20 protein-coding genes are annotated in these 25,960 nt (G+C 68.9%); 9 read left to right on the top strand and 11 right to left on the bottom strand.

What is annotated here, in order from left to right:
• The first annotated feature begins 187 nt into the window (after positions 1–187).
• The 5 genes from zwf to FHR56_RS07245 all read left to right on the top strand — a co-directional run bounded on the left by zwf (position 188) and on the right by FHR56_RS07245 (position 6,126).
• Positions 188–1,624, top strand: coding sequence for a glucose-6-phosphate dehydrogenase (gene zwf / locus FHR56_RS07225; RefSeq protein ID WP_160947368.1), 1,437 nt, complete (start codon positions 188–190; stop codon positions 1,622–1,624).
• A complete protein-coding gene (gene glk / locus FHR56_RS07230; RefSeq protein WP_160947367.1) occupies positions 1,621–2,628 on the top strand; it encodes a glucokinase in 1,008 nt (335 codons plus the stop codon). Before zwf ends, glk begins: the two co-directional genes overlap by 4 nt.
• Positions 2,625–3,344, top strand: a complete 720-nt coding sequence (gene pgl / locus FHR56_RS07235) for a 6-phosphogluconolactonase (protein WP_160947366.1) — start codon at positions 2,625–2,627, stop codon at positions 3,342–3,344. The genes glk and pgl overlap by 4 nt, the downstream gene beginning before the upstream one ends.
• A 114-nt stretch (positions 3,345–3,458) precedes the next feature.
• Positions 3,459–5,375 carry a phosphogluconate dehydratase gene (gene edd / locus FHR56_RS07240; RefSeq protein WP_184502453.1) on the top strand — a complete coding sequence of 639 codons (1,917 nt, stop codon included), beginning with the start codon at positions 3,459–3,461 and terminating at the stop codon, positions 5,373–5,375.
• Positions 5,376–5,451: 76 nt separating this feature from the next.
• Entirely contained in the window at positions 5,452–6,126 is a 675-nt protein-coding gene (locus tag FHR56_RS07245) for a bifunctional 4-hydroxy-2-oxoglutarate aldolase/2-dehydro-3-deoxy-phosphogluconate aldolase (RefSeq protein WP_160947364.1), read from the top strand.
• Between the two features lie 147 nt (positions 6,127–6,273).
• Here the strand turns inward: FHR56_RS07245 and FHR56_RS07250 are convergent, their stop codons facing one another.
• The 9 genes from FHR56_RS07250 to FHR56_RS07290 form a co-directional block, all read right to left on the bottom strand.
• Positions 6,274–9,390 (bottom strand): discoidin domain-containing protein, encoded by a 3,117-nt coding sequence (locus FHR56_RS07250; protein ID WP_184502602.1) that lies wholly within the window; start codon positions 9,388–9,390, stop codon positions 6,274–6,276.
• Positions 9,391–9,824: 434 nt separating this feature from the next.
• Positions 9,825–10,661, bottom strand: a complete 837-nt coding sequence (locus tag FHR56_RS07255; protein ID WP_019796990.1) for a carbohydrate ABC transporter permease — start codon at positions 10,659–10,661, stop codon at positions 9,825–9,827.
• Complete coding sequence (locus tag FHR56_RS07260) at positions 10,658–11,539, bottom strand: sugar ABC transporter permease (RefSeq protein ID WP_160947363.1); 882 nt, start codon at positions 11,537–11,539, stop codon at positions 10,658–10,660. Before FHR56_RS07260 ends, FHR56_RS07255 begins: the two co-directional genes overlap by 4 nt.
• Positions 11,536–12,831: a sugar ABC transporter substrate-binding protein gene (locus FHR56_RS07265; protein WP_160947362.1), complete on the bottom strand. Its 1,296-nt coding sequence runs from the start codon at positions 12,829–12,831 to the stop codon at positions 11,536–11,538. The genes FHR56_RS07260 and FHR56_RS07265 overlap by 4 nt, the downstream gene beginning before the upstream one ends.
• Before the next feature lie 11 nt (positions 12,832–12,842).
• Positions 12,843–14,465: a glucoamylase family protein gene (locus FHR56_RS07270; RefSeq protein ID WP_160947361.1), complete on the bottom strand. Its 1,623-nt coding sequence runs from the start codon at positions 14,463–14,465 to the stop codon at positions 12,843–12,845.
• 93 nt (positions 14,466–14,558) lie between these two features.
• Positions 14,559–17,531, bottom strand: coding sequence for a TonB-dependent receptor (locus FHR56_RS07275; RefSeq protein WP_160947360.1), 2,973 nt, complete (start codon positions 17,529–17,531; stop codon positions 14,559–14,561).
• A gap of 105 nt (positions 17,532–17,636) precedes the next feature.
• On the bottom strand, positions 17,637–18,650 hold the full coding sequence (locus tag FHR56_RS07280) for a LacI family DNA-binding transcriptional regulator (protein ID WP_160947359.1): 1,014 nt from the start codon (positions 18,648–18,650) through the stop codon (positions 17,637–17,639).
• 246 nt (positions 18,651–18,896) lie between these two features.
• Positions 18,897–19,181, bottom strand: coding sequence for a BolA family protein (locus FHR56_RS07285; protein ID WP_160947358.1), 285 nt, complete (start codon positions 19,179–19,181; stop codon positions 18,897–18,899).
• Entirely contained in the window at positions 19,178–19,477 is a 300-nt protein-coding gene (locus FHR56_RS07290; RefSeq protein WP_160947357.1) for a YciI family protein, read from the bottom strand. Before FHR56_RS07290 ends, FHR56_RS07285 begins: the two co-directional genes overlap by 4 nt.
• Before the next feature lie 373 nt (positions 19,478–19,850).
• Between FHR56_RS07290 and FHR56_RS07295 the strand changes: the two genes are divergently transcribed.
• Genes FHR56_RS07295 through FHR56_RS07305 form a run of 3 tightly spaced genes read left to right on the top strand, consistent with a single transcriptional unit; the run spans position 19,851 to position 23,332 of the window.
• A complete protein-coding gene (locus FHR56_RS07295) occupies positions 19,851–20,792 on the top strand; it encodes a ScpA family protein (RefSeq protein WP_160947356.1) in 942 nt (313 codons plus the stop codon).
• Positions 20,793–20,814: 22 nt separating this feature from the next.
• The gene (scpB, locus tag FHR56_RS07300) at positions 20,815–21,792 is read left to right on the top strand and encodes an SMC-Scp complex subunit ScpB (protein ID WP_160947355.1); all 978 of its coding nucleotides are present in this window, start codon (positions 20,815–20,817) and stop codon (positions 21,790–21,792) included.
• On the top strand, positions 21,785–23,332 hold the full coding sequence (locus FHR56_RS07305) for a pseudouridine synthase (RefSeq protein WP_160947354.1): 1,548 nt from the start codon (positions 21,785–21,787) through the stop codon (positions 23,330–23,332). Before scpB ends, FHR56_RS07305 begins: the two co-directional genes overlap by 8 nt.
• 170 nt (positions 23,333–23,502) lie before the next feature.
• Here the strand turns inward: FHR56_RS07305 and FHR56_RS07310 are convergent, their stop codons facing one another.
• Positions 23,503–23,949: a pesticin immunity protein gene (locus tag FHR56_RS07310; RefSeq protein WP_160947353.1), complete on the bottom strand. Its 447-nt coding sequence runs from the start codon at positions 23,947–23,949 to the stop codon at positions 23,503–23,505.
• A 246-nt stretch (positions 23,950–24,195) separates the two neighbouring features.
• On the opposite strand from FHR56_RS07310, the gene FHR56_RS07315 reads away from it, so the two are divergent.
• The gene (locus FHR56_RS07315) at positions 24,196–24,903 is read left to right on the top strand and encodes a hypothetical protein (protein ID WP_237473245.1); all 708 of its coding nucleotides are present in this window, start codon (positions 24,196–24,198) and stop codon (positions 24,901–24,903) included.
• Between the two features lie 202 nt (positions 24,904–25,105).
• Here FHR56_RS07315 and FHR56_RS07320 read toward each other — a convergent pair whose 3' ends face one another.
• Entirely contained in the window at positions 25,106–25,543 is a 438-nt protein-coding gene (locus FHR56_RS07320) for a hypothetical protein (RefSeq protein WP_019796370.1), read from the bottom strand.
• Between the last annotated feature and the right edge of the window lie 417 nt (positions 25,544–25,960).

Raw genomic sequence — 25,960 nt, forward strand, 5'->3', positions numbered from 1 at the left:
ATGCTCAGAGGTCTGGCAGTCGTATTCATCTCCTGGATCGTGCGTCCCCGCCTGGCGGCCATCCCGCGTCACGCCTTCGCCCGAACCGGCCGGATACAGGCCGTTCCCGCCGTTCGCTTTCCCACGCCACGTCACTTCTAGCCCCCAGGTGATCGACACCATGTCACCCGAAACCGAAACCCGGTCGATGCACGATACCTTCCTGTTGTTCGGCGCCACCGGCGATCTGGCCCAGCGCTACCTGTTCCCCTCGCTGCTGCGCATGCTCGACGACGGCTTCCTGCCGGAAGACTTCCGCATCCGCGCGCTGGCGCTGTCGCCGCACGATACCGCCAAGTTCCACGAACTCCTCAAGCCGCGCCTGCAGGCGGCGATGCCGCAGATCGGCGAATCGATCGTGCAGGCGCTGCTGGCGCGCATCGACTACCGCTCGGTGGACCTGCGCGACGCCGAATCGGTGGCCGCGGCGGTGCGCGACCTGACCGCGCGCCGCTGCGTGAGCTACCTGGCGATCCCGCCGGGGCTGTACATCAGCACCTGCCAAGGCCTGGCCCTGGGCGGGGCGCTGGCCGCGCCGCACCGGCTGATGCTGGAGAAGCCGATCGGCCACGATTCGGACAGCGCCCGCGAGATCGTGCAGGCGATCGGCGCGCTGATCGACGAGGACCGCGTGTTCCGCCTGGACCACTACCTGGGCAAGGCCGCGGTGCAGAACCTGATCGCGCTGCGCTTCGGCAACACGTTGCTGGAGGCGGTGTGGAACCGCAACTACATCGAGTCGGTGGACATCCTGGTCGCCGAGAGCGAGGGCGTGGACGGCCGCGATGCCTACTACGCGCGTTCCGGCGCGCTGCGCGACATGGTGCAGAGCCATATCCTGCAGCTGCTGTGCCTGGTGGCGATGGAGCCGCCGGCGTCGCTGGAAGCCGACCGCATCCGCGACGAGAAGGTCAAGGTGCTGCGCGCGCTGCGGCCGCTGAGCGCGGAGCATGCCGCCCGCGACAGCGTGCGCGGGCGCTACACCGCCGGCACCATCAACGGCCAGCCGGCGCAGGCCTACCAGCCGCCGGAAGGCAGCGACGTGGAAACCTTCGCCGCGGTCACCGCCTACATCGACAACTGGCGCTGGGCCGGGGTGCCGTTCCGGCTGTGCACCGGCAAGCGCCTGGCCGAGCGCTCCACCCGCGTGGTGGTCACGCTCAAGCCGGTCACCCACTGGCTGTTCGAGCGCCCGGCCGCGCAGCAGGTGGCGCCGAACCGGCTGACCTTCCAGCTGCAGCCGCAGGAGAACATCGAACTGGGGCTGATGAGCAGCCTGGCCGGCCCGGAATGGGGCGCGCTGGAACTGCAGCCGCTGGAACTGGAACTGTCGGTGCCCACCGGCCTGCACCGGCGCATCGCCTACGAGCGGCTGATGCTCGACGCGCTCAACGGCAACCACGCGCTGTTCGTGCGCGACGACGAGGTGCGCGCCGCCTGGGCCTGGATCGACAGCGTCAGCGCCGCCTGGGCGCAGGCGCAACTGCCGCTGCTGCCCTACCCGGCCGGTAGCTGGGGGCCGGAGGAAGCGCAGGCCTACGTGTCCTGCGACCAGTCCGGCGCCGCGCCGCGGGTCGCTTCGTGAGCGCGCCGCAGCGCCCGGTGCTGGTGGCCGACATCGGCGGCACCAATGCCCGTTTCGCCCTCGCCGATCTCGACGCCTCGGTGCCGCTGCTCGACGACAGCACCCAGACCTACTCGGTGGTGGAGTTCCCGTCGCTGGGCGACGCCGCCCGGCATTACCTGGAACAGACCGGGGTGGACGCGCGCAGCGGCACCTTCGCGGTCGCCGGCCGCGTCGACGGCGACGAGGCGCGCATCACCAACCATCCGTGGGTGATCTCGCGGGCGCGCACCCGCGCCATGCTCGGCTTCGACGAACTGCACCTGATCAACGACTTCGCCGCGCAGGCGATGGCGATCAGCCTGCTGCGGCCGCAGGACGTGGTCCAGGTCGGCGGCGCCAGCTGGACGCCGGCGCCGGTCGAAGTGCCGCGCAACTACGGCGTGATCGGCCCCGGCACCGGCCTGGGCGTGGGCGGCCTGCTGATGCGCGGCGGGCGCTGCTTTCCGCTGGAGACCGAGGGCGGCCACGTCAGCTTCCCGCCGGGCACGCCGGAGGAGATCCGCATCCTGGAATTGCTGTCGCAGCAGTTCGGCCGCGTCTCCAACGAGCGCCTGATCTGCGGCCCGGGCCTGGTCAATATCCACCGCGCGCTCAGCGAGATCGCCGGCGACGATCCGGGCCCGCTGCAGCCGGAAGACATCACCGCGCGCGCCGCGCAGGGCGATTACCGGGCGATGCGCACGGTGGACGTGTTCTGCGCCGTGTTCGGTGCCATCGCCGGCGACCTGGTGCTGATGCAGGGCGCCTGGGACGGCGTGTTCCTGACCGGCGGGCTGGTGCCGAAGATGCTCGACGCGATCCAGCATTCCGGGTTCCGCCAGCGTTTCGAGCACAAGGGCCGGTTTTCGTCGATCATGGCGCGGGTGCCGTCGCTGGCGGTGATCCACCCCCGTCCCGGCCTGCTCGGCGCCGCCGCCTACGCGGTGGACACCGCGCGGCAATCCCCAGGAGCCATTGCATGAGCCCCACGCTGTCCGACCGCATCACGCTGATCCGCTACGACGATCCGGACGAATGGATCGACGCGGCGGCGGCCGAGATCGGCACCGCGCTGCGCGAGGAGATCCAGCGCCGCGGCGGCGCGCGCCTGCTGCTGTCCGGCGGCACCACCCCGGCGCCGGTGTACCAGGCGCTGGCCGAGCTGCCGCTGGACTGGTCGAAGCTGGAAGTCGGGCTGGTCGACGAGCGCTGGCTGTCGCCGCAGGACAGCGACAGCAACGCCTACCTGATCCGGCACAGCCTGCTGGACCGCGCCGAGGAGGCGCGCTTCGAGCCGCTGGTGCGGGTCGGCAAGCCGCTGCAGGACTGCGTGCACGCCGCCAACCTGCATGCGCGGCACGCCCCGGCCGCGTGCATGGCGGTGCTGGGCATGGGCGGCGACGGCCACACCGCCTCGCTGTTCCCCGGCGCCACCGACCTGAACAAGGCCCTGGCCAATCCCCTGCCCTACGCCGCGCTCGACGCCACCGGCTGCCCCGGCGCCAACACCTGGCCGCTGCGCATCACCCTGACCCCGGCCGGCCTGGCGCCGATCGGCCAGCGCATGCTGCTGTTGCGCGGCACGCAGAAGCTGGAGGTGCTGGAGCGTGCGCTGGCCGGCACCGATCCGCACGAGTATCCGATCCGCGTCGCCTTCGATACGCCGGGTGCGCGCTTGCGCGTGCATTGGTGCGAGTGAGGCCGGGACCCGGAACCCGGGACCCGTAACAGCCGCACCGCCGCCTTTGCCTTTCCCGGGTCCCCGGTCCCGAGCCCCGGGTCCCGCCCCCACCCTTCATAGCCACTTCCGCCAATGAGCCTGCATCCGACCCTCCACGCGATCACCGAACGCATCCGCCAGCGCAGTGCGCCGTCGCGGCGCGCCTACCTGGCCGGCATCGACGCCGCGCTGCGCGACGGTCCGTTTCGCAGCCGCCTGAGCTGCGGCAACCTCGCCCACGGCTTCGCCGCCTGCGGCCCCACCGACAAGAGCCGGCTGGAAGGCGGGATCACCCCCAACCTGGGCATCATCACCGCCTACAACGACATGCTCTCGGCACACCAGCCGTTCGAGCATTACCCTGAAATCATCCGCAGCACCGCGCGCGCGCTCGGCGCCACCGCGCAGGTGGCCGGCGGCGTGCCGGCGATGTGCGACGGCGTGACCCAGGGCCGTCCCGGCATGGAGCTGTCGCTGTTCTCGCGCGACGTGATCGCCCAGGCCACCGCGATCGGCCTCAGCCACGACATGTTCGACACCAGCCTGTACCTGGGCGTGTGCGACAAGATCGTGCCCGGCCTGCTGATCGGTGCGCTGGCCTTCGGCCACCTGCCGGCGGTGTTCGTGCCGGCCGGGCCGATGACCCCGGGCATCCCCAACAAGCAGAAGGCCGAGGTGCGCGAGCGCTACGCCGCCGGCCAGGCCAGCCGCGAGGAACTGCTGGCCGCCGAATCGGCGTCCTACCACGCTCCCGGTACCTGCACCTTCTACGGCACCGCCAATTCCAACCAAGTGCTGCTGGAAGCGATGGGCGTGCAGTTGCCCGGCGCCTCCTTCGTCAACCCCGGCACCCCGCTGCGCGAGGCGCTGACCCAGCAGGCGACCGAGCGCGCGCTGCGCATCACCGCGCTGGGCAGCGACTTCCGCCCGCTGGGCCGGTTGATAGACGAGCGCGCCATCGTCAACGCCGTGGTCGCGCTGATGGCCACCGGCGGCTCCACCAACCACACCATCCACTGGCTGGCGGTGGCGCGCGCGGCCGGCATCGTGCTGACCTGGGACGACCTGGACGCGCTGTCGCAGCTGGTGCCGCTGCTGGCGCGGGTGTATCCGAACGGCGAGGCCGACGTGAACCACTTCGCCGCCGCCGGCGGCATCGGCTTCGTGTTCCGCGAGCTGATGGACGCCGGGCTGATGCACGACGACCTGGCCACCATCGTGCCCGGCGGCATGCGCGCCTACGGCGACGAGCCGTGCCTGCAGGACGGCAAGCTGGCCTACGTGCCGAGCCCGGCCAAGAGCGCCGACGAAGCGGTGGTGCGCCCGGCGTCCAACCCGTTCGAGGCACAGGGTGGCCTGCGCCTGCTGCGCGGCAACCTGGGCCGCTCGCTGATCAAGCTGTCGGCGGTGAAGCCGCAGTTCCGCACCATCGAAGCCCCGGCCGTGGTCATCGACGCGCCGCAGGCGCTGAACAAGCTGCACGCCGCCGGCGCACTGCCGCACGACTTCGTGGTGGTGCTGCGCTACCAGGGCCCGCAGGCCAACGGCATGCCGGAACTGCATTCGCTGGCGCCGTTGCTGGGCCTGCTGCAGAACCAGGGCCGGCGCGTGGCGCTGGTCACCGACGGACGCCTGTCCGGCGCGTCCGGCAAGTTCCCCGCGGCCATCCACGTGACCCCGGAAGCGGCGCGCGGCGGCCCCATCGCCCGCGTGCGCGAGGGCGACGTCGTGTGCCTGGACGGCGAGGCCGGCACCCTGGAAGTGCTGGTGGACGCCGCCGAGTGGGCGGCGCGGCCGCTGGCGCCGAACACCGCGCCGGCCGCACACGACCTGGGCCGCAACCTGTTCGGGCTCAACCGCCGCATGGTCGGCCCGGCCGACCAGGGCGCGCTGTCGATCTCCTGCGGCCCGCCGGCCGCCGACGGCGACCTGTGGAACTACGACGCCGAGTACGACCTGGGCCGCGATGCCGAGGCCGCCGCCGCGCCGCACGAATCCAAGGACGCCTGAGCCGCGGCGCCGCCGCCTGCCCCACCCTGCCCTGGCCGGTCGCGGCCAGGGCCTCCCCCTCGCAACCGAGACCGTCATGACCATCGCCGAACACCAGACCAAGGCCGAGCAGCTGCTGCGCGCGGCCGGCATCCTGCCCGTCGTCACCGTTCACACCCTGGAGGAGGCGCGCCGCGTCTCGGCCGCGCTGCTCGAAGGCGGCCTGCCGGCGATCGAACTGACCCTGCGCACGCCGGTAGCGATGGAAGCGCTGGCGATGCTCAAGCGCGAACTGCCGGACATCGTGATCGGCGCCGGCACCGTGCTCAACGCCACCCAGCTGCAGCAGTCGATCGACGCCGGCGCCGACTTCATCGTCACCCCCGGCACCACCCCGACCCTGGCCGACGCCCTGGCGCAGGCGCCGCTGCCGGTGGTGCCGGGCGCGGCCACCCCGAGCGAGCTGCTGGCGCTGATGGAACGCGGCTTCCGCGTGTGCAAGCTGTTCCCCGCCTCCGCCGTCGGCGGCCTGGCGATGCTCAAGGGCCTGGCCGGCCCCCTGGCCGAGCTCAAGCTGTGCCCCACCGGCGGCATCGGCGAAAGCACTGCCGCCGAGTACCTGGCGCAGCCCAACGTGGTCTGCATCGGCGGCTCGTGGATGGTGCCAAAGGACTGGCTGGCCGACGGCGCCTGGGACAAGGTGCGGGAGAGCTCGGCGAAGGCGGCCGCGATCGCGGCCGGGACCCGGGGCCCGGGACCCGGGACCCGGTAAAGCTGGAAAGCCGGGACTCGTGTCCCGGGGCAGTAAAGCAAAAAAAGCGCCGGCATGCCGGCGCTTTTTTTCAGAGCCAACCAGGCTTCACCGCTTTAGCTCCGCTCTTGCCCTTCCGGGTCCCCGGTCCCGGGTCCCGGCTTCACCTCACCGCACCTCAATCTGCACATCCGCCGGCAACGCGTGAATGCGCAGTTCGCCGTGTTCCCACTGCGCCGCTTCGCCGTTGACCAGCGTGCGGCCCGGTTCGCCCGGGTACGGCCACGGCAGCACCAGGCCGCCGCTGGGCATGCGCAGGCCGTCGGGGATGTTCAGCAACAGCCGGTTCTTCTGTCGCCGCAGCTGGTAGCTCAGCGGTCCCTGCGGGGTGCGCAACTGTTCGATCGCCACGCCCTTGCCGTCGAACCAGTCGGCCGGGATGCCGGCGGCCAGCACCAGGCTGTCGTCGACGTCGCGGGCGTAGGCGAACATGTCCAGCACCGAGCGCACGAAGTCCGAGGCGACCCAGGCATGCGGCAGGTCGCCCAGGAAGAACGGCTTGCGCGGCGTGCGCGAGACCACCTCGGCCCACTGGTTCCAGGGCTGCAGCGCGCGGTCCTTGAAGAAGAACGCGGTCGCCTCCCAGGCGCGCTCGCGCCAGCCCAGGCGCACGAACGCGGACACGTTGCGCCACTCGTAGGGGGTGTAGTCCTTCCACTCGCGGGTGCCGTCGCGGCGGCCGACGAATTCGCTCCAGTAGCGCTCGAAGGTGTTGTCGAGCAGCGCCTGCGGCAGCCGGCCCTGCTCGCCGCCCGGCGCCAGCGCGATGGTGGTCGAGGTCGGATCGAAGTCGCCCAGCTCCGCCGAACCCGGCAGGAAGTTGATGTGGTGCTGCTGGGTGGCCGCGTCCAGCGAGGCGTACAGGTCCTGGCGGAACTGGTCGCGCGAGGCGGCGAAACGCGCGGCGTCGTCGATGCGGCCCAGCTCGGCGGCGATGCTCACCGCGTCCTTGTAGCCGCGCAGCGCCCAGAAGTTGTCCCAGTACGAGTGCATCGGCTTGGCCGAGTAGCCCTCGTGGCTGATCGACACCGGCATCATCCCGTAGAAGGCCGCATTGCGCGCGCGGTTCTCGTCGGTGCGCTCGCTCAGCCGCAACTGCTCCATGTAGTCGTAGGCGCCGAGCACGTGCGGCCACATCTGCTCGAGGAAGGCGCGGTCGCCGGTGTAGCGGTAGTAGTCGGCGACGCTGTAGATCAGCTCGCCGTGGCTGTCGTTTTCCGGCACCGGGTCGCTGCCGCGATCGTCCACGCAGCACGGCACCATGCCGTTGGCGAACTGGTACGGCGCGTACCACGCCACGTACTCGCGGACCACGTCGGCGCGGCCCAGCCGCAGCAGGCCTTCGGAGATCATCGCGCCGTCGCGGATCCAGCTGCGCGAGTACGAGCGCGTGCCCGGCTGCAGGCGCGGCCCGATGCGCGAGATCAACATGTGCGCCAGCGCGGTGCGCAGCGTATCGGCGACCGCCTTGCCCTGCGCCGGCACATGCAACTGCACGCGGTCCAGCTTCTCGTGCCACTGCGCGGCGACCTGCTGCTGCGCGCGTGCGGCATCGAAGCCCGCCGGCAGCGCGGCGTTGCCGGTCTGCGGGATCACCAGCGCAACCTCGCGCACCTCGCCCGGGGCCAGGCGTCCGCGGTACAGCAAGGCGCCGGACGCCAGCCCGTCCGGATCCTGCGCCTGCTGCGGCAGGCCGCCGGCATCGGCGCCGAGCCGTTCGATGTCCATGCCGGCGTCGAACGCGCTGGCATAGGCGGCATCGGGCTTCTGCACGGCGAACACCCGCGGCTGGCCGTTGACCTGCACCTGCGTGCCGGCGAAGGCGAGCGAGCGGATCGGGCTGACCCCGCCGACGGTGTTGAGGAACTGGCTGGGCGGATTGACCTGGAACGGGCGCACCGCCAGCGCCAGGGTGTAATCGTGCGGCTGCTTGCTGGGGTTGCTGAGCCGGTAGCGCGCCACCAGTTGCGCCTGCTCCGGCTCGCCCTGCACGAAGGCGGTGACGCGCAGCGCGGCGTTGTCGTGGGTCCAGTCCACGCTGGGAATCGGCAGATAGTCGTCCTGCAGGCTCTGCGCGGCCTTGACGTCGGCCCAGCTCAGGCGCTTGCCGTCCAGCAGCAGGAACGGTTCGATGCTGAAGCCGCCCTTGCCCACCTCGATCGCGCCATCCTCGCCGACCAGGCCCTGTTCGCGGCCGCCGTCCAGGCCGATGATGGTCCAGTACGGTTGCTCGCCGCTGAAGCCGCGCGGGAACCAGCCGCGGGTGGACTGCGCCGCCACCGACTTGATGAAGTCGTTCTGGGTCGCGGCGAAGGCCAGCGGCTGCAGTGCGATGTCGGCGATGCCGTAGCGGAAGCTGGGGCCATCCTGCAGGTCGAAGCGCACGTAGCGCGCCTCGGTGTCCGGCAGCGCCAGCCAGTCGGTGCCGCCGTTGCCGGCGGTCACCGCGCGCAGTTCGCGCCAGCTGCGCCCGTCGGCCGAGCCCTGCACGGTATAACGCGAGGCGTACACGCCCGGCGCCCACTGCACCTTGGCGCCGCCGAACTCGCGCACCTTGCCCAGGTCCAGCATGATCGTCTGGGTCTTGGCGTTGCCGCTGTACCAGACCGTGTCCGGCTTGCCGTCGGCAATGCGCTGCTGCAGCGCTGGCGCAGTATCGGCGCTGACCTTGACCGTCAGCGGCGAAGTGTCCTGCGGCGGCAACGGGGTCAGGGTCAGTTGGTCGAAGCACACCGTGCCGGCGCCGCCGACCTGGTTGTAGATGGTGAACTCGATCTGCGCGCTGCGGGTCAGTTCCTTCTCCGGGCTCGGGCCCCAGGCCTTGTCGATCTGCCGCTTCTTGAAGGTGACCGTGCTCCACTGCGTGGTGAATGCGTAGCGCGGCCGGTTGACCCACCACACGTTGTCGCCGCTGGCGTCGACCAGCTTGAACTGCAGGTCGTTGCTCGGCGAATCGCCGCGCAGCTGGAACGCGAACTCATAGTTGTCCGGATAGTCGATCGGCACGTTGCGGCGGATCCCGGCATAGCCGGAGACGCCGTTGAAGTCGTAGTCCAGGCACAGCGCCTTGGCGCGGCCGCCGCTGGGCGCCTGCACCAGCCGGGTCGAGGCGGTGACCTGGTTGGAGACGACGATCTGCCATTTGTCCAGATCGTTGAAGCTGTCCAGCGCCACCGTGGAGGTCGGCGGCGCGGCGACGGCATGGGCGGCCGCCAGTCCCAGCATCGCCAGCATCGCACGTGCGCACGTCATCGCCATCCCGTCCCTCATCGCCTTCCCCGTTGCTGTCGTCGTGTCTGCTTCTGTCGGAGGGGCATCGGCCCCGATGGAGTATCCGGTCCTGCTGTCGCGGCTGACGCCGCTGCGACAGGCGCGCGCCCGAGACCGCGCGCGCGGCGTGGTTTGGGCTTACGGCGCCCGATGATACGCATCCATGCTGCCGTCCATGGCGTGACAGTCCCACGCCAGAACGTCCGGCCCGGCCATCCATGGCCGGGCGTTCGGCAACGCGCGAGCCAGTGGCTCGCAAGCGCGTCGCCGCACTCGCCTCGTTCCCATGCCATCCCTGGCGCAACTGATCGGCTCCGGACGACCCGGCCCGGCCATCCGTGGCCGGGCGTTCGGCGCAACGCGCGCCAGTGGCGCGCAAGCGTTGCGCCTCACCCCTTCACGCTGCCGAGCAGCAGGCCCTGGATGTAGTAGCGCTGCAGGGCCAGGAACAGGGCCAGCACCGGGATCACCGTGACCACCGCGCCGGCCATCATCATCTCCACGTCCATGATGTGCTCGCGCGACAGCGCCGCCAGCGCCACCGGCAGGGTGTAGTGCTCCTGGTCGGTCAGCACGATCAGCGGCCACATGAAGTCGTTCCACGCCGCCATGAAGGTGAAGATGGTCAGCGTCACCAGCACCGGCTTGAGCATTGGCAGCACGATCTGGAAGAAGATCCGCAGCTCGCCGGCGCCGTCGATGCGGGCGGCCTCCAGCAGCTCGTCCGGGATCGAACGCGCGTACTGGCGCACCAGGAAGATGCCGAACACCGTCGCCAGCGCCGGCACGACTACCCCGCCGAAGCTGTTGACCAGGTGCAGCTGCTTCATCAGCAGGAACAGCGGCAGCATCGCCACCTGCGCCGGGATCACCAGCGCCGCCAGCAGGATCTGGAAGATCCGCTCCTTGCCGACGAAGCGCAGCTTGGCGAAGGCATAGCCGGCCATGGTGTTGATCAGCAGCGAGCCGAAGGTGATCGCGCACGACACCAGCAGGCTGTTGGCGAAATTGCGCGCCATGCCGGTGCGCGAGAACAGCTCGCCGTAGTTGGCCAGGGTGGCGCCGGTGGGCAGCATCGGCGGCGGGAAGCGACTGGCCTGCCCGGCCGGCATGAACGACACCGACACCATCCACAACAGCGGCGCCAGGCTGATCACGGCGAGCAGCAGCAGCCCGCCGTTGACCAGCAGCGTGTTCCAGCGCGAGGCGCCGATCTCCCGGCTCATACCAGGTCCCTCTTGCGGCCGAAGCGCAGCATCACCGTCGTCACTCCCAGGATGATCAGGAACAGCAGGAACGCCACCGCCGAGGCGCGGCCGAGGTTCCACCACTTGAAGCCTTCCTCGAACATGTAATACAGCACGCTCACCGTGCTCTGCAGGGGGTCGCCACGGGTCATCACGTAGGGTTCGGCGAACAGCTGGAAGTAGCCGGACACGGTAATCACCCCGACCACCAGCAGCACCGGCCCCAGCATCGGCAGGGTGATGTGCAGGAACTGCCGCCACTTGGAGGCGCCGTCGATGCGCGCGGCCTCGTACAGGTCCTGCGGGATGGCCTGCAGGCCGGCGAGGAAGATCACCATGTTGTAGCCGAAGTTCTTCCACACCGCGAACAGCATGATGGTCGGCATCGCCCAGTGCGGGTCGCCGAGCCAGTCGATCGGGCCGATGCCCAGGTGCGCCAGGCCGTAGTTGACCAGGCCGTAGCTGGTGTGGAACAGGTAGCGCCAGATCACCGCCACCGCCACCAGCGTGGTCACCACCGGCGCGAACAGCGCGGTGCGGAACAGCGCCTTGAAGCGTGCCACCGGTGCGTTCAGCAGCAGCGCCGCGCCCAGCGAGGCGCCGATGGACAGCGGCACGCCGACGATCACGAAATACGTGGTGTTCCACAGCGACTTCCAGAACATCGGCGTCTGCAGCAACTCGATGTAGTTGCCGAAGCCGACGAAGCGCAGGTTGTGGCGGTCGGCCAGCGCATACAGGTCGAAGTCGGTGACGCTCAGCGCCAGCGCCGACAGCACCGGCAGGCCGAAGAACACGCCGATCACGATCAGCGCCGGGCCGGCGAACAGCCAGCCGATCAGGGAACCGCGCTTCATGGCGTGGCTCCCGCGGCCGGCGCCGCCGTGGCCTCGCGGTGCTGCTGATGGATCCAGCGGCGTTTCTCCAGGATCTCGTCGACCCGCTTGTCCAGTTCCCGCATTGCCTTCTCCTGCGGCTCACCGCCGCGCACCACCCGCTCGGTGGCCAGCCGCATCTCCTGCACGATGCGCTCCCACTCCAACACCTTCGGTGCCGGCTTGACCCGCTCCAGCTGATCGCGGAACGCATGCGCCAGCGGATCGTCGGCCAGCGACGGATACGCCCAGGTGCTGCGCCGCGGCGGCATGTCGCCGATCAGCGCGTGGAAGCGCGCCTGGATCTGCGGCCGCGACAGGAACTCGATCAGCTTCCAGGCCGCGTCCTTGTGCTCGGACTTGCGGAAGATCACCAGGCTGGTGCCGCCGGCGATGCCGGCGCCGGGGCCGTCCGGACCGGGCAGCGGCATGGTGCCCCACTGGTCCTTCAACGCCGGCGGCTGCACCTTGCGGAACTCGCGGATGTTCCACGGGCCGGAGATGTAGAAGGCGTAGAAGCCGTTGAAGAACTCGTCCCAGACGTTGGAGATCTGCGTCTCCGACATCTTCGGCGCCCAGCCCTGGTCGAACATGTTGGCGTAGAACGCCAGCGCCTTGCGGAAACCGGGGCTTTCGAAGTTGCCGTAGTTGTTGTGGTCGCGCAGCAGCGGATCGGGCAGTTGCAGGCCCAGCGACAGCTGCTGCTCGAACTCGTTGAGCGGCATCAGGATGGCGTAGCGCTTCGGGCCCACGTGCTTCTTCACCGCCGCCATCGCCTGCTCCCACTCGGCCCAGGTCTGCGGCAGCTTGGTCACCCCGGCGTCGCGCAGCATGTCCTTGCGGTAGAACAGCAGGCGCGTGTCCACGTACCAGGGGATGCCATAGAGCTGGCCGTCGATGACGCTGGTGTCCCAGATGCCGGGGAAGTAGTCCTTCGGGTCGACCACCTTGGAGCGGTCGACGTAGGGCTGCAGTGGCTGCAGCGTGCCCAGCTCGGCGAATTCCGGAATCCAGGTGTTGCCCAACTGGCACACGTCCGGCAGGCCGTCGGCCGCGAACGCGGTCAGCAGCTTCTCGTGCGCGGCGGTCCAGGGGATGTTCTGGATGTCCACGTGGATGCCGGGATTTTCCTTCTCGAACTCCGGGATCAGCTCGGCCACCACCTCGGCCTCGCGGCCCATCGCCCAGAACCGCACCACCTCGCCCTGCGGCGCGCGTGCGCAGCCGCACACCGCCAATACAACCAGACCCAGCGAAACCCAACGACCGATCATGCGTGCTGTGCTCATTCCGGTTGCTGCGGCTGGCGCTGTGGAGGGGTGGACTGCGCCTCGGCGGCGGCGGCGCGCGACTCGGCGATGCCCAGCGCACGCGCATTGGCCGCCTGCTCGTCCTTCTTGGGCAGCGGCTGGGCCTCGCCCTCCGGGGTCAGCCAGCCGCCGGTGAAGCCGGCGCGCTCCAGGCCGGTGCGGATGTACTTGTTCTTCTTCATCACGTTCCAGACGAACTCATTGCGGTAATTGGCGATCATGGTGACGATCGCGCCCTGGTCGATGCCGATGTAGTCGCTGGCCACCCAGCCGCGGTTGGGGATCATGCGGCCGGTCTTGAGCGGGATATCGTAATTGAAGCTGGGATTGAACGAATCCAGGAAGCCGTAGCTCGAATACAGGAAGTCGCCGAAGCGCTTGTGCATTTCCTGGGTCGCCGGAATCACCACCTCAGGTGCGAACACGATCGAGGACACCGCCGCGGTCGGCGCGATGGTGCCGTCGTCGAACGCCTCGAACAGGCCGGCGCCGCGGGTGCGGTAGTGGAAGAACTGGCGCTGCTCGCCGCGGTACTCCTGGGTGGTGTTCTGCGGACCGTCGCTGGCGGTCAGGCCCCACACGTTCTCGCCGTACTCCTTCCACTTCATCGGGTTGTCGATGGCGTACTCGCGCTGCGCCAGGGTGGCGCGGCGGCTGTTGAGGAAATAGTCGATGCCATGCTCGCGCATGTACTGGTCCTGGATGTCGCGGAAATCGATCCAGACGTGGTTGTACTGGTGCGCGAACAGCGGGCCGAACGCCAGGTATTCCTGGCCGTAGTACACGCCCCAGTCCTTGTTGTAGGTGCGGGTCCACTCCTGCCACGCGTCCGGTTCCACCGGATGGGTCGGCGAGCCCAGCGCCAGCAGGTACACCATCATGCCTTCGTTGTAGCCCATCCAGTCGTGCTGGATGAAGCCGCGCTCGGGATACCAGCCCATCGAGATCAGCGGCTTGCGCTGCTGCATCCACGGCCAGTCCACGCGCCGGTACAGCGTGTCGGCGATCTGGCGGATCTCCTTCTCGTCGGCCGTGTCGCCTTCGTAGTAGGACTGGGCGAACAGCACACCCATCATCAGCAGCGCGGTGTCCACGCTCGACAGTTCCACCCACTGGTCGTAGCGCAGCCCTTTTTGCATGTCCAGGAAGTGGTAGTAGAAGCCCTTGTAGCCGGCGCGCCCGGTGCGCTGCGGGCCGACCGGCACGTCGCGCAGGAAGCGCAGCGTGGTCAGGGTGCGTTGCACGGCCTGCTCACGGCTGATCCAGCCGTTCTCGTAGCCGATGGGATAGACGGTGAGCGCGAAGCCGACCGACGCGATCGACGCGAACGGCCGCGACGGATAGCGGTCCACCGCCATGCCGTTCTGCTCGTTGGTGGTGTCCCAGAAGAACTGGAAGGTGCGGCGTTCGATGTCCTCGAACAGGGGCGGCAGCTCCGGCTTCAGCAGTTTCGGCGGCAGTTCGGCCTCGACCAGGATGACCTTGACCGGCTTCTTCTCCACCGCCTTCGGCTCCTCGGTCTTCTTGCAGGCCGTCAGCAGCACCCCTGCTGCCATCAGCATCAACGAAAACCTGATGAAACTGCGCTGCTTCTTCATCGTGCCCCCCGTGAAATCGTTTACACGCACGCAAAAAATACCCCACTTCCGCATCGCCGCGGCCCCCGTGCGAGGGAGCCGCGGCGACCTTGCTTACCAGTTCAAGCCAAACGACAGCTTGAACGTCCGCATCGGCGAGGCGAGCACGCCGTTCGGCGTGCCGAACGCCGTGTTCAGGTCGGCATAGGTGCCGGTATCGGTGCTGTAGTCCGCGTAGTTGGTCCAGTTGAACAGGTTGATGACATCGGCGCGGACGTTGAACTTGATGCCCGAGCCGGTATCCCATTCCTTGTTCGCCGCCAGGCTGAATTCCTTGTAGCCCAGCGTCGCATCCGGCTTGTACTGGATGATATAGCACTGGTCGTTGCCCGCCAGGCAGTTGGTGCCGTAGCGCGGGGTCTGGCTGGCCAGCGACAGCTTGGCCGACAGGGTGATGTCGTACGGCAGGTCGTAGATGCCGGTGACCACCAGGCGGTTCTTCGGGATGCCGCCGGCCTCACGCCAGCCGTAGCCGGCCATCGACGGCTGGTCCAGCGCGTAGTGCTCGCCGTACTGACGGTTCTCCTTGGCATCGGAGAAGGTATAGGCCACGGTCAGGCCCCAGCCGGACTCCTTGTCGTAGGGCTTGTCCAGCTTCAGCGCCAGTTGGTTGTTGCGCGTCTTCAGGCCGTTGGTGCCGAGCACGATCGCGCTGTAGCCATTGGGCGAGTCGGTGGGCACGCCGGAGGTGGTGCCGGGCAGGAAGAACGAGCCGTCGGCACGACGGTTGCCGCGCAGGAACACGAAGCCGTCCTCGCTGACGATGCGGCTCAGGGTCACGTCCGTGTACCAGTCGTTGCCCCAGAAATGCACCATGTTGCGCATGCCCAGGCTGAACTGGTCGGAGTACGGCACCTTGATGTTGTTGTCGATCAGGTACACCTCGCGGCCACCGCCGGTGCCGGCGGTGGTGGAGGCGGCCAGCCCGTTCAGGCCGGCCTGGGTCGCATAGCTCGGATCCCATGCCACGCACGGCTGGCCGAGGCACGGCGTGTTGGCGCTGTTGAAGTAGTAGCTGTAGGAGCGGAAGTTGTTGTTCAGCTGCTCCAGCGCCAGGTAGTCGAACAGGTTGCGGTCGTAGGCACGGCCGGCACCGCCGTAGATCACGTGCGCCTGGTCGCCGAACAGGTCGTAGGAGAAGCCCAGACGCGGCTGCCAGGCATCCTTGAATGCCTTGCGGTTGTTGCCGGTGCTGATGTAGTTGGCGATGTCGTAGTTGGCGTTGTCCAGGTTGCGCCAGTTCAGCAGCGCGCTGGCGACGTCGGCCGGGGTGACGAAGTCGAGGAACGAGGGGGTCTTCTCGTAGTCGTAGCGCACGCCCAGGTTCAGGGTCAGGTGCTCGTTGACCTCCCAGTCGTCCTGCAGGTAGATGCCGTACTGCTTGTTCTGCGACTGCACCGAACCGCCGTCGCCGGTGTCGCCGAAGCGCACCCGGTACGGCGTGCCGACATCGCTGAGGATGTTGTAGTAGTACTGCGGATTGGCCGGATTGATCTGGGTCGAATCGAGCTGGATGTCCTTGTACTTCAGACCCATCTTGATGGTGTGGCTGCCGTGCCAGTCGAGGCTGTTGAGGGTCAGGTCGTCCTGCAGGGTCCAGCCCTTCTGGCCCTTGTTCTGGAAGCTGCTGCCGGCGCCGGCGCTGAGGATGGTGGTCTCGTTGCCGGCCTGCGGCACGTAGGACAGCACGTAGCCGCTGCCGTCGGTGAGCGGGGTCTGGGTCCAGAACGCGCTCTCGTAGCTCAGGTTCAGGTCGTTGAGGAAGGTCTCGCCGCTGTACTGCCAGCGCAGGTTGGCGCGCTTTTCCTTCTGCCCGTTGGTGCTGCCGTGCTGGTAGGTGGTGGTTTCGCCGATGTCCGACAGCTCGTCTTCCTTGCGGTACTTGCCGGTCAGCTCGAACAGGTTGTTGTCGCCCAGGGTCCAGTCGATCTTGCCGAAATACAGGTCTTCCTTGAACGGCGTGCTGTAGGTGGCAACCAGCGGCTGCAGCTGCGCCGGCAACTGGTCGACGCGGTCGGCGTAGATGCCGCCGGGGATCACCGTGTTGGGCGTGGTGTATTCCTTGGCCTCGTAGGCCACGAAGAAGTGCGCGCGGTCCTTGAGGATCGGGCCGCTGAAGGTGGCGCCGTACTGGGTCTCGGAGAAGTCGTCGCGCTGGCCGGCCTTGCGCTCCAGCGGGCTTTCGGCGCGCCAGTCGTCGTTGGTCGTATCCCAGAAGAAGCTGCCGTGGAAATCGTTGGTGCCGGACTTGGTCGAGGCCACGATCGCCGCACTGCTGACCTGGTCGAACTCGGCCTTGTAGTTGGAGGTGATGACCTTGTACTCGCCGATCGCCGATTGCGGGAACGGATTGCCGCGGCTGGAATCCTGGCCGCTGACGCCGCCGGTCAGCACGTAGTTCTTCTGGCTGATGCCGTCGATGTAGACGTTGGTGCCGTTGGCCGAGGTCGCGCCGGAGCGCACCGTGGTGTTGCCCTTGGCGTCGCGCTGGAACTGCACGCTCGGCACGCTGTCGGCCAGTTCGAGGAAGTTGCGCGTGGCCTGCGGCAGCTTCTCGATCTGTACGTTGGAGATGTAGGTGGCGTTCTCCGAGGTGCGGGTTTCCACCAGCACCGGCGGCGCCTGCACCTGCACCGCGTCGAGCGTGGTCGCGCCCTGCCCGTTGGCAGTGGCCGCTTCGCCGCCCACGCCCAGGTCCAGGGTGGCGGTCTGGCCGACCTGCACGGTGACGTTCTGCGAGGTGGTCTTGCCGTCGGCGGTGACGTCGATGCGGTAGGAACCCGGCGGCAGGCCGCCGACCGAGTAGGTGCCGTTGCTGGTCTGCACGCTGCGGCTCAGACCGGTGGCGAGGTTGGTGGCGGTGACCTGCGCGGACGCGGCCGGCGCCGAATCGACCTTGACCTGGCCACGAATGGTGGCGCCGGTGCTTTGCGCGAATGCCGGCGCGGCGCCCAGCAGCAGGCAACTGGCGAGGGCGCAGCTCAACAGCTTGCGCGTGGGCCGGGCGGAGTGCGGGGTGTGTTGCATGTGGGGTTTTCCCTCCAGGAAGACGTGAAGCTCGTTATGGGTGGTGCGTGGTGCTTCGATCAAACGAAGTGGAACAAGCGATGCGGCGCGAAACACCGCGTCGCATCAGGAACGGGCCGTGCTGGAATCGCGCACGACCAACGTAGGAACCAGGGTCTGTCGCCGTCCATCGTCCGCGTCGGGACGATCGATCAGTTGCAGTAGGCGATGCATCGCCTGCTCACCAAGCCCGGCGATGCTGACGCGCATGGTGGTGAGAGACGGGTGAACGAAACGCGCCAGCGGAATGTCGTCGAAGCCGGCCAACGCGATGTCGTTGGGCACGCGCACGCCGTTCTGGGTGAAGGCGTAGAGGCAGCCGAGCGCGGTCATGTCGTTGGCGGCGAACACCGCATCGGGCAGCGTGCCAGCCTGCAGCATCGCCTGCCCAGCGCGATACCCGGAGGCTTCGTCGAAGTCGCCCGGGAACTCCTGGCCGTGCGCGTCGCCGGGATGACGCGCGATGGCGTCGCGAAAACCGCGCAGGCGTTCGCGCGCGTCGAAGTTCAGTTCCGGGCCACCGATGAAGGCGATGCGGCAATGCCCCATCGCCAGCAGGTGCTCGGTCATCGCCACCGCACCGGCATGGTCGTCGATGCTCAGTACCGGGTACTCGGTGCCCGGCAGGTGGGTGTTGATCAGCACCGTCGGCAGCGCCTGCGGCAGGTTGTCGGTGAGGAAGCCCGGGCGCTCGGCATACGGCGACAGCACCAGCAGACCGTCGACGCGACCGCGCATCGCGCGCAGCGCCCGTCCCTGCTCTTCCGGGTCGCCGTGGTAGCTGGACACCAGCAGGTGCTGGCGGCGCGCGCGGGCGGCGCCGTCGATGCCGCGGATCAATTCGGAGAAGAACTCGCCGTACAGGTCGGGCAGCACCACCCCCAGGGTCTGGGTGCGGCGGCTGCTGAGGCTGCGCGCCGCCGCGTGCGGGCTGTAGCGCAGGCGCTCGGCCACTTCCAGGACCAGGGTCCGGACTGGCGCGGCCACGTTCTCGTGGCCGTTGAGCGCACGCGACACGGTGGCCACGGAAACCCGGGCCTCGCGTGCAACGTCTTTGATGGTGACCGCGCTCTTCGCCATCGTGCCGCCCTCCGCGGCAGAGACCTTGAGAAACTGGCGCGGACTGTAATCGTTTTCAGCGCGAGGCAGAAGCCCTTTGTTATTTTTCCAATAAAACTCTTATTTTTCAGTTACTTGAATAATGCGACACCAGTCGAAATCGTGCCGCAATGCAACATAATCCAGGTGCAGATTCCGCTTTTCCGCGGGATCCACACTCCTGTTTGGACCTGCTTTGGACCTGCGGCACCCCTTCGCCGCAGCGCGTCAGCGGGCGGCGCCCGGCACCTCGGCGCGGATCGACAGCGCATGGATGTCGGTTTGCATCATCTCGCCCAGCGCCGCGTAGACCGCGCGGTGCCGGGCCAACGGCGCCATCCCGGCGAAGGCCGCACTGACGACCCTTACATTGAAATGTCCACGGCCATCGCGCGCGCCGGCATGGCCGGCATGGCGATGGCTGTCGTCCTCCACCTCCAGCGCCTGCGGCGCGAACGCCGCCTCCAGCGCAGCGCGGATCCGCGCCACCCGCTCGGCGCCGACCTGGCTCATGGCAGCACCTTGCGGAACGGCCGCACCTCGACCCGCGCGTAGACCCCGGCCTCGACATACGGGTCGGCCTCGGCCCAGGCCTGCGCCTCGGCCAGCGAGTCGAACGCGGCCACCACCAGGCTGCCGCTGAAGCCGGCCGGGCCCGGATCCTCGGCGTCGATCGCCGGGCACGGCCCGGCCAGCAGCAGCCGTCCGGCCTCCTGCAGCTGGGTCAGCCGCTGCAGATGCGCCGGTCGCGCCACCGCCCGCCGCGGCAGCGCATCGGCCACGTCATACCCCTCGATCACGTACCACATCGCGTATCCGCCCTCGTTCCATCGTCAGAGACGCGCCATTGTAGGACCTGCCCCGGTGCGGCGGCGCTGGACACCGACCCCGCCGGCGCATTACCCTTGGTTCCATTGCACGCGGCCGGATGCAGCGGCCCGTCGGTGATCGGCGACCCCAAGCCCCTTCCGACGACCGATTCGCTGCCTGACACCGCCCGCGCAGACGTCCTCCTCTGCAGTTCCCGCCGCCACGACACGCGTGGCGTGCGTCGTGTGTCTTGTTGAAGTACCGAGCGCGTTGCGGGGACGACGTGCCATTGAACCGCAGCACTGCCGGCAAGGAGCCGCGCCGGGTCGCGCCTGCCCGGCCCTTCGCTACCGCAACACCGATGTCCAACCGATGACCTCCGAACTCGCGCTCGACGCGAACCCGCCAACCCAGACGAGCCCGCCACAGCAGCAGGAAATGCCGCTGGCGGTCGTGCATGGGCAGCCGGTGCTGCAGATCCCGCAGGATCTGTACATCCCGCCGGACGCGCTGGAAGTGATCCTGGACGCGTTCGAAGGCCCGCTGGACCTGCTGCTGTACCTGATCCGCCGGCAGAACCTGGACATCCTGGACATCCCCGTCGCCGAGATCACCCGGCAATACGTGGACTACATCAACGTGATGCAGGAGCTGCGCTTCGAACTGGCGGCCGAGTACCTGGTGATGGCCGCGATCCTGGCCGAGATCAAGTCGCGGATGCTGCTGCCGCGGCCGCCGGCCGAAGACGGCGAGGAAGTGGACCCGCGCGCCGAACTGGTCCGCCGCTTGCAGGAGTACGAACGCTTCAAGCAGGCGGCCGAGGACATCGACGCGCTGCCGCGACAGGACCGCGACACCACCCCGGCGCACGCCCACGTGCCGGACCGCGCCGCGGTCAAGCTGCCGCCGCCGGTGGAGTTGAAGGAAATGCTGCTGGCGCTGTACGACGTGCTCAAGCGCGCCGAACTGTTCAGCGGCCACGCGATCAAGCGCGAGGCGCTGAGCGTGCGCCAGCGCATGGGCGACGTGCTGGGCCGTCTGGACGACGGCAAGTTCCACCGTTTCGAATCGCTGTTCAGTGCCGAGGAAGGCAAGCTCGGCGTGCTGGTCACCTTCCTGGCGCTGCTGGAACTGGCCAAGGAGCAGTTGCTGGACATCGTCCAGGAGCCGCTGGCGCACGTCCCCGCCGAGGCCACCGAGCGGCCGCCGATGCCACCGATCTACGTCAAGTCGCTGGCGCTGGGCAACACCAACGCGCCGCTGCAGTTCAACAGCGAGTTCGACGACAGCGACGCCGCCGACGCCACCACCTGAGTCCCCGAGAACCCGCCCCCGCATGGATCAAGCGCTGATCAACCGCATCGTCGAGGCCGCCCTGCTCGCCGCCAACCAGCCGTTGCCGCTGGCGCAGTTGCACGGCCTGTTCCCGGAGGAGGAGCCCGCGCCGCCGGGCAGCATCGAGCGCGCGCTGGAACTGCTGCGCGAGGCCTGCGAGGGCCGCGGCGTGGAGCTGGTCGAAGTGGCCTCCGGGTTCCGCTACCAGGTGCGCAGCGACGTGCATGCCTGGGTGGCGCGGCTGTGGACCGAGCGCAAGACCCGCTACACCCGCGCCACGCTGGAGACCCTGGCGCTGATCGCCTACCGGCAGCCGATCACCCGCGGCGAGATCGAGCAGGTGCGCGGCGTGGCGGTCAGCAGCAACATCATCCAGGCGCTGGAAGAGCGCGAGTGGATCCGCGTGGTCGGGCACCGCGACGTGCCGGGCAAGCCGGCGCTGTTCGGCACCACCAAGACCTTCCTGGACTATTTCGGGCTCAAGCGCCTGGACGAACTGCCGCCGCTGTCCGAACTCAAGGACATCGGCGAGCTGGAACCGCAGCTGCCGCTGGACCGCGACGCGCTGCCGGTCGGCGACATGGCCCAGGCCGGCGCCGCGCCGGGCGAGGACGCCGGCCAGGGCGACCAGGGCACCCAGGGCGACACCACGGCGCAGGCCGCGGCCGCCAACGAATCCGCCGCGCCTGCCGCGACGGCGCAGGCAGACGCGGCCGTGGCCGCAGACGCCACGGACACCGACACCAGCGACACCGCAGTACCCCACACCCCCGCGACCGACGACGCCGACGCGCCGACGGCCACGGATTCCACGACCGCCCCGACGGGCGAACCCGAAGCCGCGCCGGGAGAGCGCGCGGCGGATGCGAACGAAGCCGAAGACAACGCCGTCGCGACGACGACCGTGGCTGTTGACGATGCCGATTCCGAACCACAGGCCGACGCGCAACGCGCCGGCCGGAGCCAAGTAAATGAGTGACACCTCCCGCAAGCTGTCGTTGAACAAGCTCTCGCTCAAGCGCGACGCCGCTGCCGCCGAGCAGCCGAAACTGGAAGAACGCCTGCACAAGGTCCTGGCCCAGGCCGGGCTGGGGTCGCGCCGGGCGCTGGAACAGCGCATCGCCGACGGCCTGGTCAAGGTCAATGGCGAGGTCGCGCAGACCGGCATGTCGATCCGCAGCGGCGACAAGATCGAGCTGGACGGCCGCAGCTTCGTCGCCAGCGCACTGACCGAGCCCTCGCGCGTGCTGATCTACAACAAGCCCGAAGGCGAAGTGACCACGCGCGAAGATCCCGAAGGCCGCCCGACCATCTTCGAGGCGCTGCCGGCGCTGAAGGGCGCGCGCTGGATCGCGATCGGCCGCCTGGACATCAACACCACCGGCCTGCTGCTGCTCACCACCGACGGCGAGCTGGCCAACGCGATGATGCACCCCTCCTACGAAATTGAGCGCGAGTACGTGGTGCGCGTGCGCGCCCCGGAAGGCGAAGAGACCGTGCCCGACAGCATGATCGAGCGGCTCTCGCGCGGCGTGCTGCTGGAGGACGGCGGCGCCAAGTTCGACGAGATCGAACGCATCGGCGGCACCGACTCGCACGACTGGTTCCGGGTGGTGGTCAAGGAAGGCCGCAACCGCGAAGTGCGGCGCCTGTGGGAATCGCAGGGCTGCCAGGTCAGCCGGCTCAAGCGCACCCGCTATGGCAAGATCGCGCTGCCGCGCGAACTGCTGCGCGGGCACTCGATGGAGCTGGCGCAGGACAAGGTCGAGGCGCTGCGCGCCGAACTGAAGCTGGAGGAAGGCACCCCGTCGGCGCTGACCCTGCAGCCGGTGATCGGCCAGCGCAAGGCCGCCAAGGCCACCGTGCAGGTCGGCCGCGGCGGCAACGCCTACGTCAACGGCCACAACACCGCCGACGAAGGCCGCGAGCTGCGCCGCTTCGACACCTTCCGCGAGGACCGCGGCCGCGGCCGCGGCGGCAAGAAGCCGCACGGCGGCCTGACCGTCAGCGGCGAAATGGCCGCCAAGCAATCGCAGAAGCCGTTCAAGCAGCGCACGCCGAAGGGCCCCAAGCCGCTGCCGGACGGCAACCCGGCGGCGTTCCGCACCTGGTACGTGCCGGACGGCGTCAGCACCGGTCCGACCGGCCACCGCAACGCCGGTCCCGGCGGCCGCGGCGGCCAGGGTCAGGGCCAGGGGCGTCCTTATGCCAATGCCAAGCCGCGTCCGGCCGGCGCCGGTGCGGGCGCTGGCGGCCAGGGTCGCGGCCAGGGCCAGCAGCGCAAGGCGCATCCCTACGGGCATCCGGGCAACGCGCCGAGCTTCCCGTCCGATCACGCCACCCCCGGCTTCAACCCCTACGGCGCCGCGCCACGCGCCGCGCGCCCGGCCGGCGGCCAGAAGCGCGGCCCGGGTCCGGGCGGGCGCCCCGGCGGCGGCAACCGCCCGGCCGGTGGGCGTCCGGGCGGCGGCGGCCGTCCTGGTGGCGGCGGCAACCGTGGCGGCAACCGCGGCGGCTGAGTGACGGCGCCGACGCGGCCTGCGTCGGCCAGCCCGCTCCCGACAAGGGCGTCTGCGCAAGCGGCGCCCTTTTTCGTGGGCGCTACCGCTAGCCGGAATGGAGCGCGCCGCTGGACGCCAGCGTCCGCGCCATGGACGCGAGACGGTCCGCATCGCGGCCGCCTGCTCGCTCACGCATCGACAGGATCGTTCTTGCAGTCCGCAAACCCCGCGGAGACCTGCCTGGCGGTCCAGTTGCCATGGGAAGATTTCGAGACCAGCAACGCCGAGGTCGCGTTGTAGCTGGGGGCGCGTGTCTCGCCGGGCCTGGCCAATCCCGTGTCATGGAAGCACAAGCGCACGGACGTGGCGTCGGCCGACAGCACCTCGAAGCGCATCATCCAGCCCTTGTCAGTCTGGAGCAGACGCGCACCATCGGCGGTTTTCGTGACATCCACGAAACCATAGTCCGCGAACGTCGTCTTCCCCGGCAGGCGGCGCGGGCCGACCGAATTGGGGAACGAGGTCAGGTCCAGATGCTGGATGACCGCGTCCGCGATGCCCGCCTGCGGCGGCGCGGCCGGGGACGAAGCGCTGACCCCAAGCGCGACAAAGCCAACCAGCATTCCGGGGTTCATGCGGACGATCTCGCGTGCAGAGGCAGGATCGGATGATAGGCGCCGGGAAAGCCGGCATTCAATGGTGAGGGCCGTGACGGCTGCAGCCGAAGCGGCCCCGATGGCATCCCCGCCATTGCATGACATCCGTGTGGCGATACCAGGGCGCCCGACCATTGCGCCGTTCGCCCTGCGCGAACGAAGCCGATATCCTGGCGCATCTGGCGGCCGCCGCGGGTGGCCGCCCCTCACCGACCAGGAATCCCGATGACACGGAAGATGAAGATCGCCCTGCCGCTGCTGATCGCCGGCGTGCTGAGCCTCGGCGCCTGCCAGAAGGCGCAGCAGAAGGCCCAGGAAGAGATCGCCGCGGCGCAGAACCCCTACCCCAAGGATTCGCCGCTGCACGCGCCGTTCGATCGCATGTTGCGCAAGCTGGCCAGCGATCCGCGCTATGTGGCGCTGCTCAAGCAGAGCGGTCCGCAGGCGCAGCAGGCCGGCTTCCAGCTGGCGCAGAACGGCATCGCGCGGCTGGATCACGCCACGCTGGAACAGCGCCTGGAGATCCTGTCCCAGGTGAGCGAAAAGGTCGATGTGCCGCAGTGCGCGGTGCTGGCCCGCGGCGGCAATCCCAACGATGCGCAGGCGCTGAGCGCGGCGATGCTGTCGGGGCTGGAAAAGCTGCCGCAGGCGCAGATCGACCGCTGGTTCGATGCCTCCCTGAAGGCCACCGACGCGGAGTTGAACAAGACCCCGCCGCAGACGGTGGCGCCGGCGCAGATCCAGGCGGCGATGAGCACCCTGGTCAAATCGCTGCCTGCCGATCAGCAGCAACGTCTGATGCGGGTGTTGCCGCAGATCACCAAGGCCAGCGACGAGGATGCCTGCTGGACGGCGCGCACCCTGTACCGCCAGGCGCTGGCCACCCCGGAGCCGGTGCGCGGCCAGTTGGCCTGGGTGTTCGCGCAGCAGTAAGCGCGCCGTAAGCGCGACGCGCGTCCTCGTGCGGGGGCGCGTCGCCGGGTCGCATTGCACGCCAGACACGTGGTCGGCTTACGGTTGGCAACCACAAAAAACCCTTGACGCAAAAAAGAATCCAGGCGCACTGCGCCTGGATTCGATCAGTTCTCTTTGTGTCCGCCTGGCTGCGACACGACTGCAGCCAGCGCGCGGCGCCTTACTTGCGGCGCTCGATCACGAAGTTGCCGACGTTGACGCCCAGATCGACGCCTTCGCCGGTGCCGGCCAGGGCAAGCGAGATGTCACCCTTGGTGACGACCTGCGCGGTGCTGGACTTCACCACGCCGGCATGGGCTTCGGCGGCGGCATAGGTGCCGAACAGATCGTTGAGGCTGTAGGCGCCGCTGAAGGTGCCGCGGCCGCCGACGATCTTCGACTTGCCGACGGTCAGGCCACCGCCCTTGCTGCTGATCTTGACCGGAATCACCGCGCCGTCGTTGCAGGTGATGGTGCCGGTGCCCTTGGCGGTCTTGTAGAACACCGACCAGCCCGACAGGTTGAAGGACAGCTTGCAATCGATGTTGCCGGCGGCCTGGGCCTGCGGCGCCAGGGCGGCCGCGCCCAGCAATGCGAGCAGGGAAAGCGACTTGATCATGGGGGCATTCCGGTGAGTGGACCAAGCGCGAGCGTAGCAATGGGATTGTCGCGGCCGCGACAAGGTTGCCGGGGCGCGGCGCATGCGTTCAGCAGGCATTTCCACTCGCGGCAGGCAGGACCGGTTCCGGCCCGGCCGGAGTACATGCAGGACCCGACGCCGACGCCGACGCCGACGCCAAGCATCTCCAAAAACGCGTTTTCTGCGCCTCGGCCGGGTTGCCTCGTTGTTTTGTTGGGTCAACCGTCATGCAGCCGCGACACGCGAAGCGGCGTGCTTTCCGATGGCGCAATGCGTCGGGACTGAAGTTCCTCCCACAATGAACCCGCCAAACTTGCCGCAGCATGGTGCGGGCCGGGCTATTGCCGCGTTTTCGAAATCAGTCGCGACAGGCGTTGCAGGGAGAGCCCGTCGCGG

It is taken from the genome of Xanthomonas sp. F10 (assembly GCF_014206815.1).
Lineage (GTDB): Bacteria > Pseudomonadota > Gammaproteobacteria > Xanthomonadales > Xanthomonadaceae > Xanthomonas_A > Xanthomonas_A indica.

Excerpts from the sequence above, each read along its gene's own strand:
- zwf (WP_160947368.1), top strand. The coding sequence starts at position 188 with ATGCACGATACCTTCCTGTTGTTCGGCGCCACCGGCGATCTGGCCCAG.
- FHR56_RS07245 (WP_160947364.1), top strand. The coding sequence starts at position 5,452 with ATGACCATCGCCGAACACCAGACCAAGGCCGAGCAGCTGCTGCGCGCG.
- pgl (WP_160947366.1), top strand. The coding sequence starts at position 2,625 with ATGAGCCCCACGCTGTCCGACCGCATCACGCTGATCCGCTACGACGAT.
- FHR56_RS07260 (WP_160947363.1), bottom strand. The coding sequence starts at position 11,539 with ATGAAGCGCGGTTCCCTGATCGGCTGGCTGTTCGCCGGCCCGGCGCTG.
- FHR56_RS07305 (WP_160947354.1), top strand. The coding sequence starts at position 21,785 with ATGAGTGACACCTCCCGCAAGCTGTCGTTGAACAAGCTCTCGCTCAAG.
- FHR56_RS07270 (WP_160947361.1), bottom strand. The coding sequence starts at position 14,465 with ATGAAGAAGCAGCGCAGTTTCATCAGGTTTTCGTTGATGCTGATGGCA.
- FHR56_RS07255 (WP_019796990.1), bottom strand. The coding sequence starts at position 10,661 with ATGAGCCGGGAGATCGGCGCCTCGCGCTGGAACACGCTGCTGGTCAAC.
- scpB (WP_160947355.1), top strand. The coding sequence starts at position 20,815 with ATGGATCAAGCGCTGATCAACCGCATCGTCGAGGCCGCCCTGCTCGCC.
- edd (WP_184502453.1), top strand. The coding sequence starts at position 3,459 with ATGAGCCTGCATCCGACCCTCCACGCGATCACCGAACGCATCCGCCAG.
- FHR56_RS07320 (WP_019796370.1), bottom strand. The coding sequence starts at position 25,543 with ATGATCAAGTCGCTTTCCCTGCTCGCATTGCTGGGCGCGGCCGCCCTG.
- FHR56_RS07280 (WP_160947359.1), bottom strand. The coding sequence starts at position 18,650 with ATGGCGAAGAGCGCGGTCACCATCAAAGACGTTGCACGCGAGGCCCGG.
- FHR56_RS07290 (WP_160947357.1), bottom strand. The coding sequence starts at position 19,477 with ATGTGGTACGTGATCGAGGGGTATGACGTGGCCGATGCGCTGCCGCGG.
- FHR56_RS07250 (WP_184502602.1), bottom strand. The coding sequence starts at position 9,390 with ATGCTGGGACTGGCGGCCGCCCATGCCGTCGCCGCGCCGCCGACCTCC.
- FHR56_RS07275 (WP_160947360.1), bottom strand. The coding sequence starts at position 17,531 with ATGCAACACACCCCGCACTCCGCCCGGCCCACGCGCAAGCTGTTGAGC.
- FHR56_RS07295 (WP_160947356.1), top strand. The coding sequence starts at position 19,851 with ATGACCTCCGAACTCGCGCTCGACGCGAACCCGCCAACCCAGACGAGC.
- FHR56_RS07265 (WP_160947362.1), bottom strand. The coding sequence starts at position 12,831 with ATGATCGGTCGTTGGGTTTCGCTGGGTCTGGTTGTATTGGCGGTGTGC.
- FHR56_RS07285 (WP_160947358.1), bottom strand. The coding sequence starts at position 19,181 with ATGAGCCAGGTCGGCGCCGAGCGGGTGGCGCGGATCCGCGCTGCGCTG.
- FHR56_RS07310 (WP_160947353.1), bottom strand. The coding sequence starts at position 23,949 with ATGAACCCCGGAATGCTGGTTGGCTTTGTCGCGCTTGGGGTCAGCGCT.
- FHR56_RS07315 (WP_237473245.1), top strand. The coding sequence starts at position 24,196 with ATGACACGGAAGATGAAGATCGCCCTGCCGCTGCTGATCGCCGGCGTG.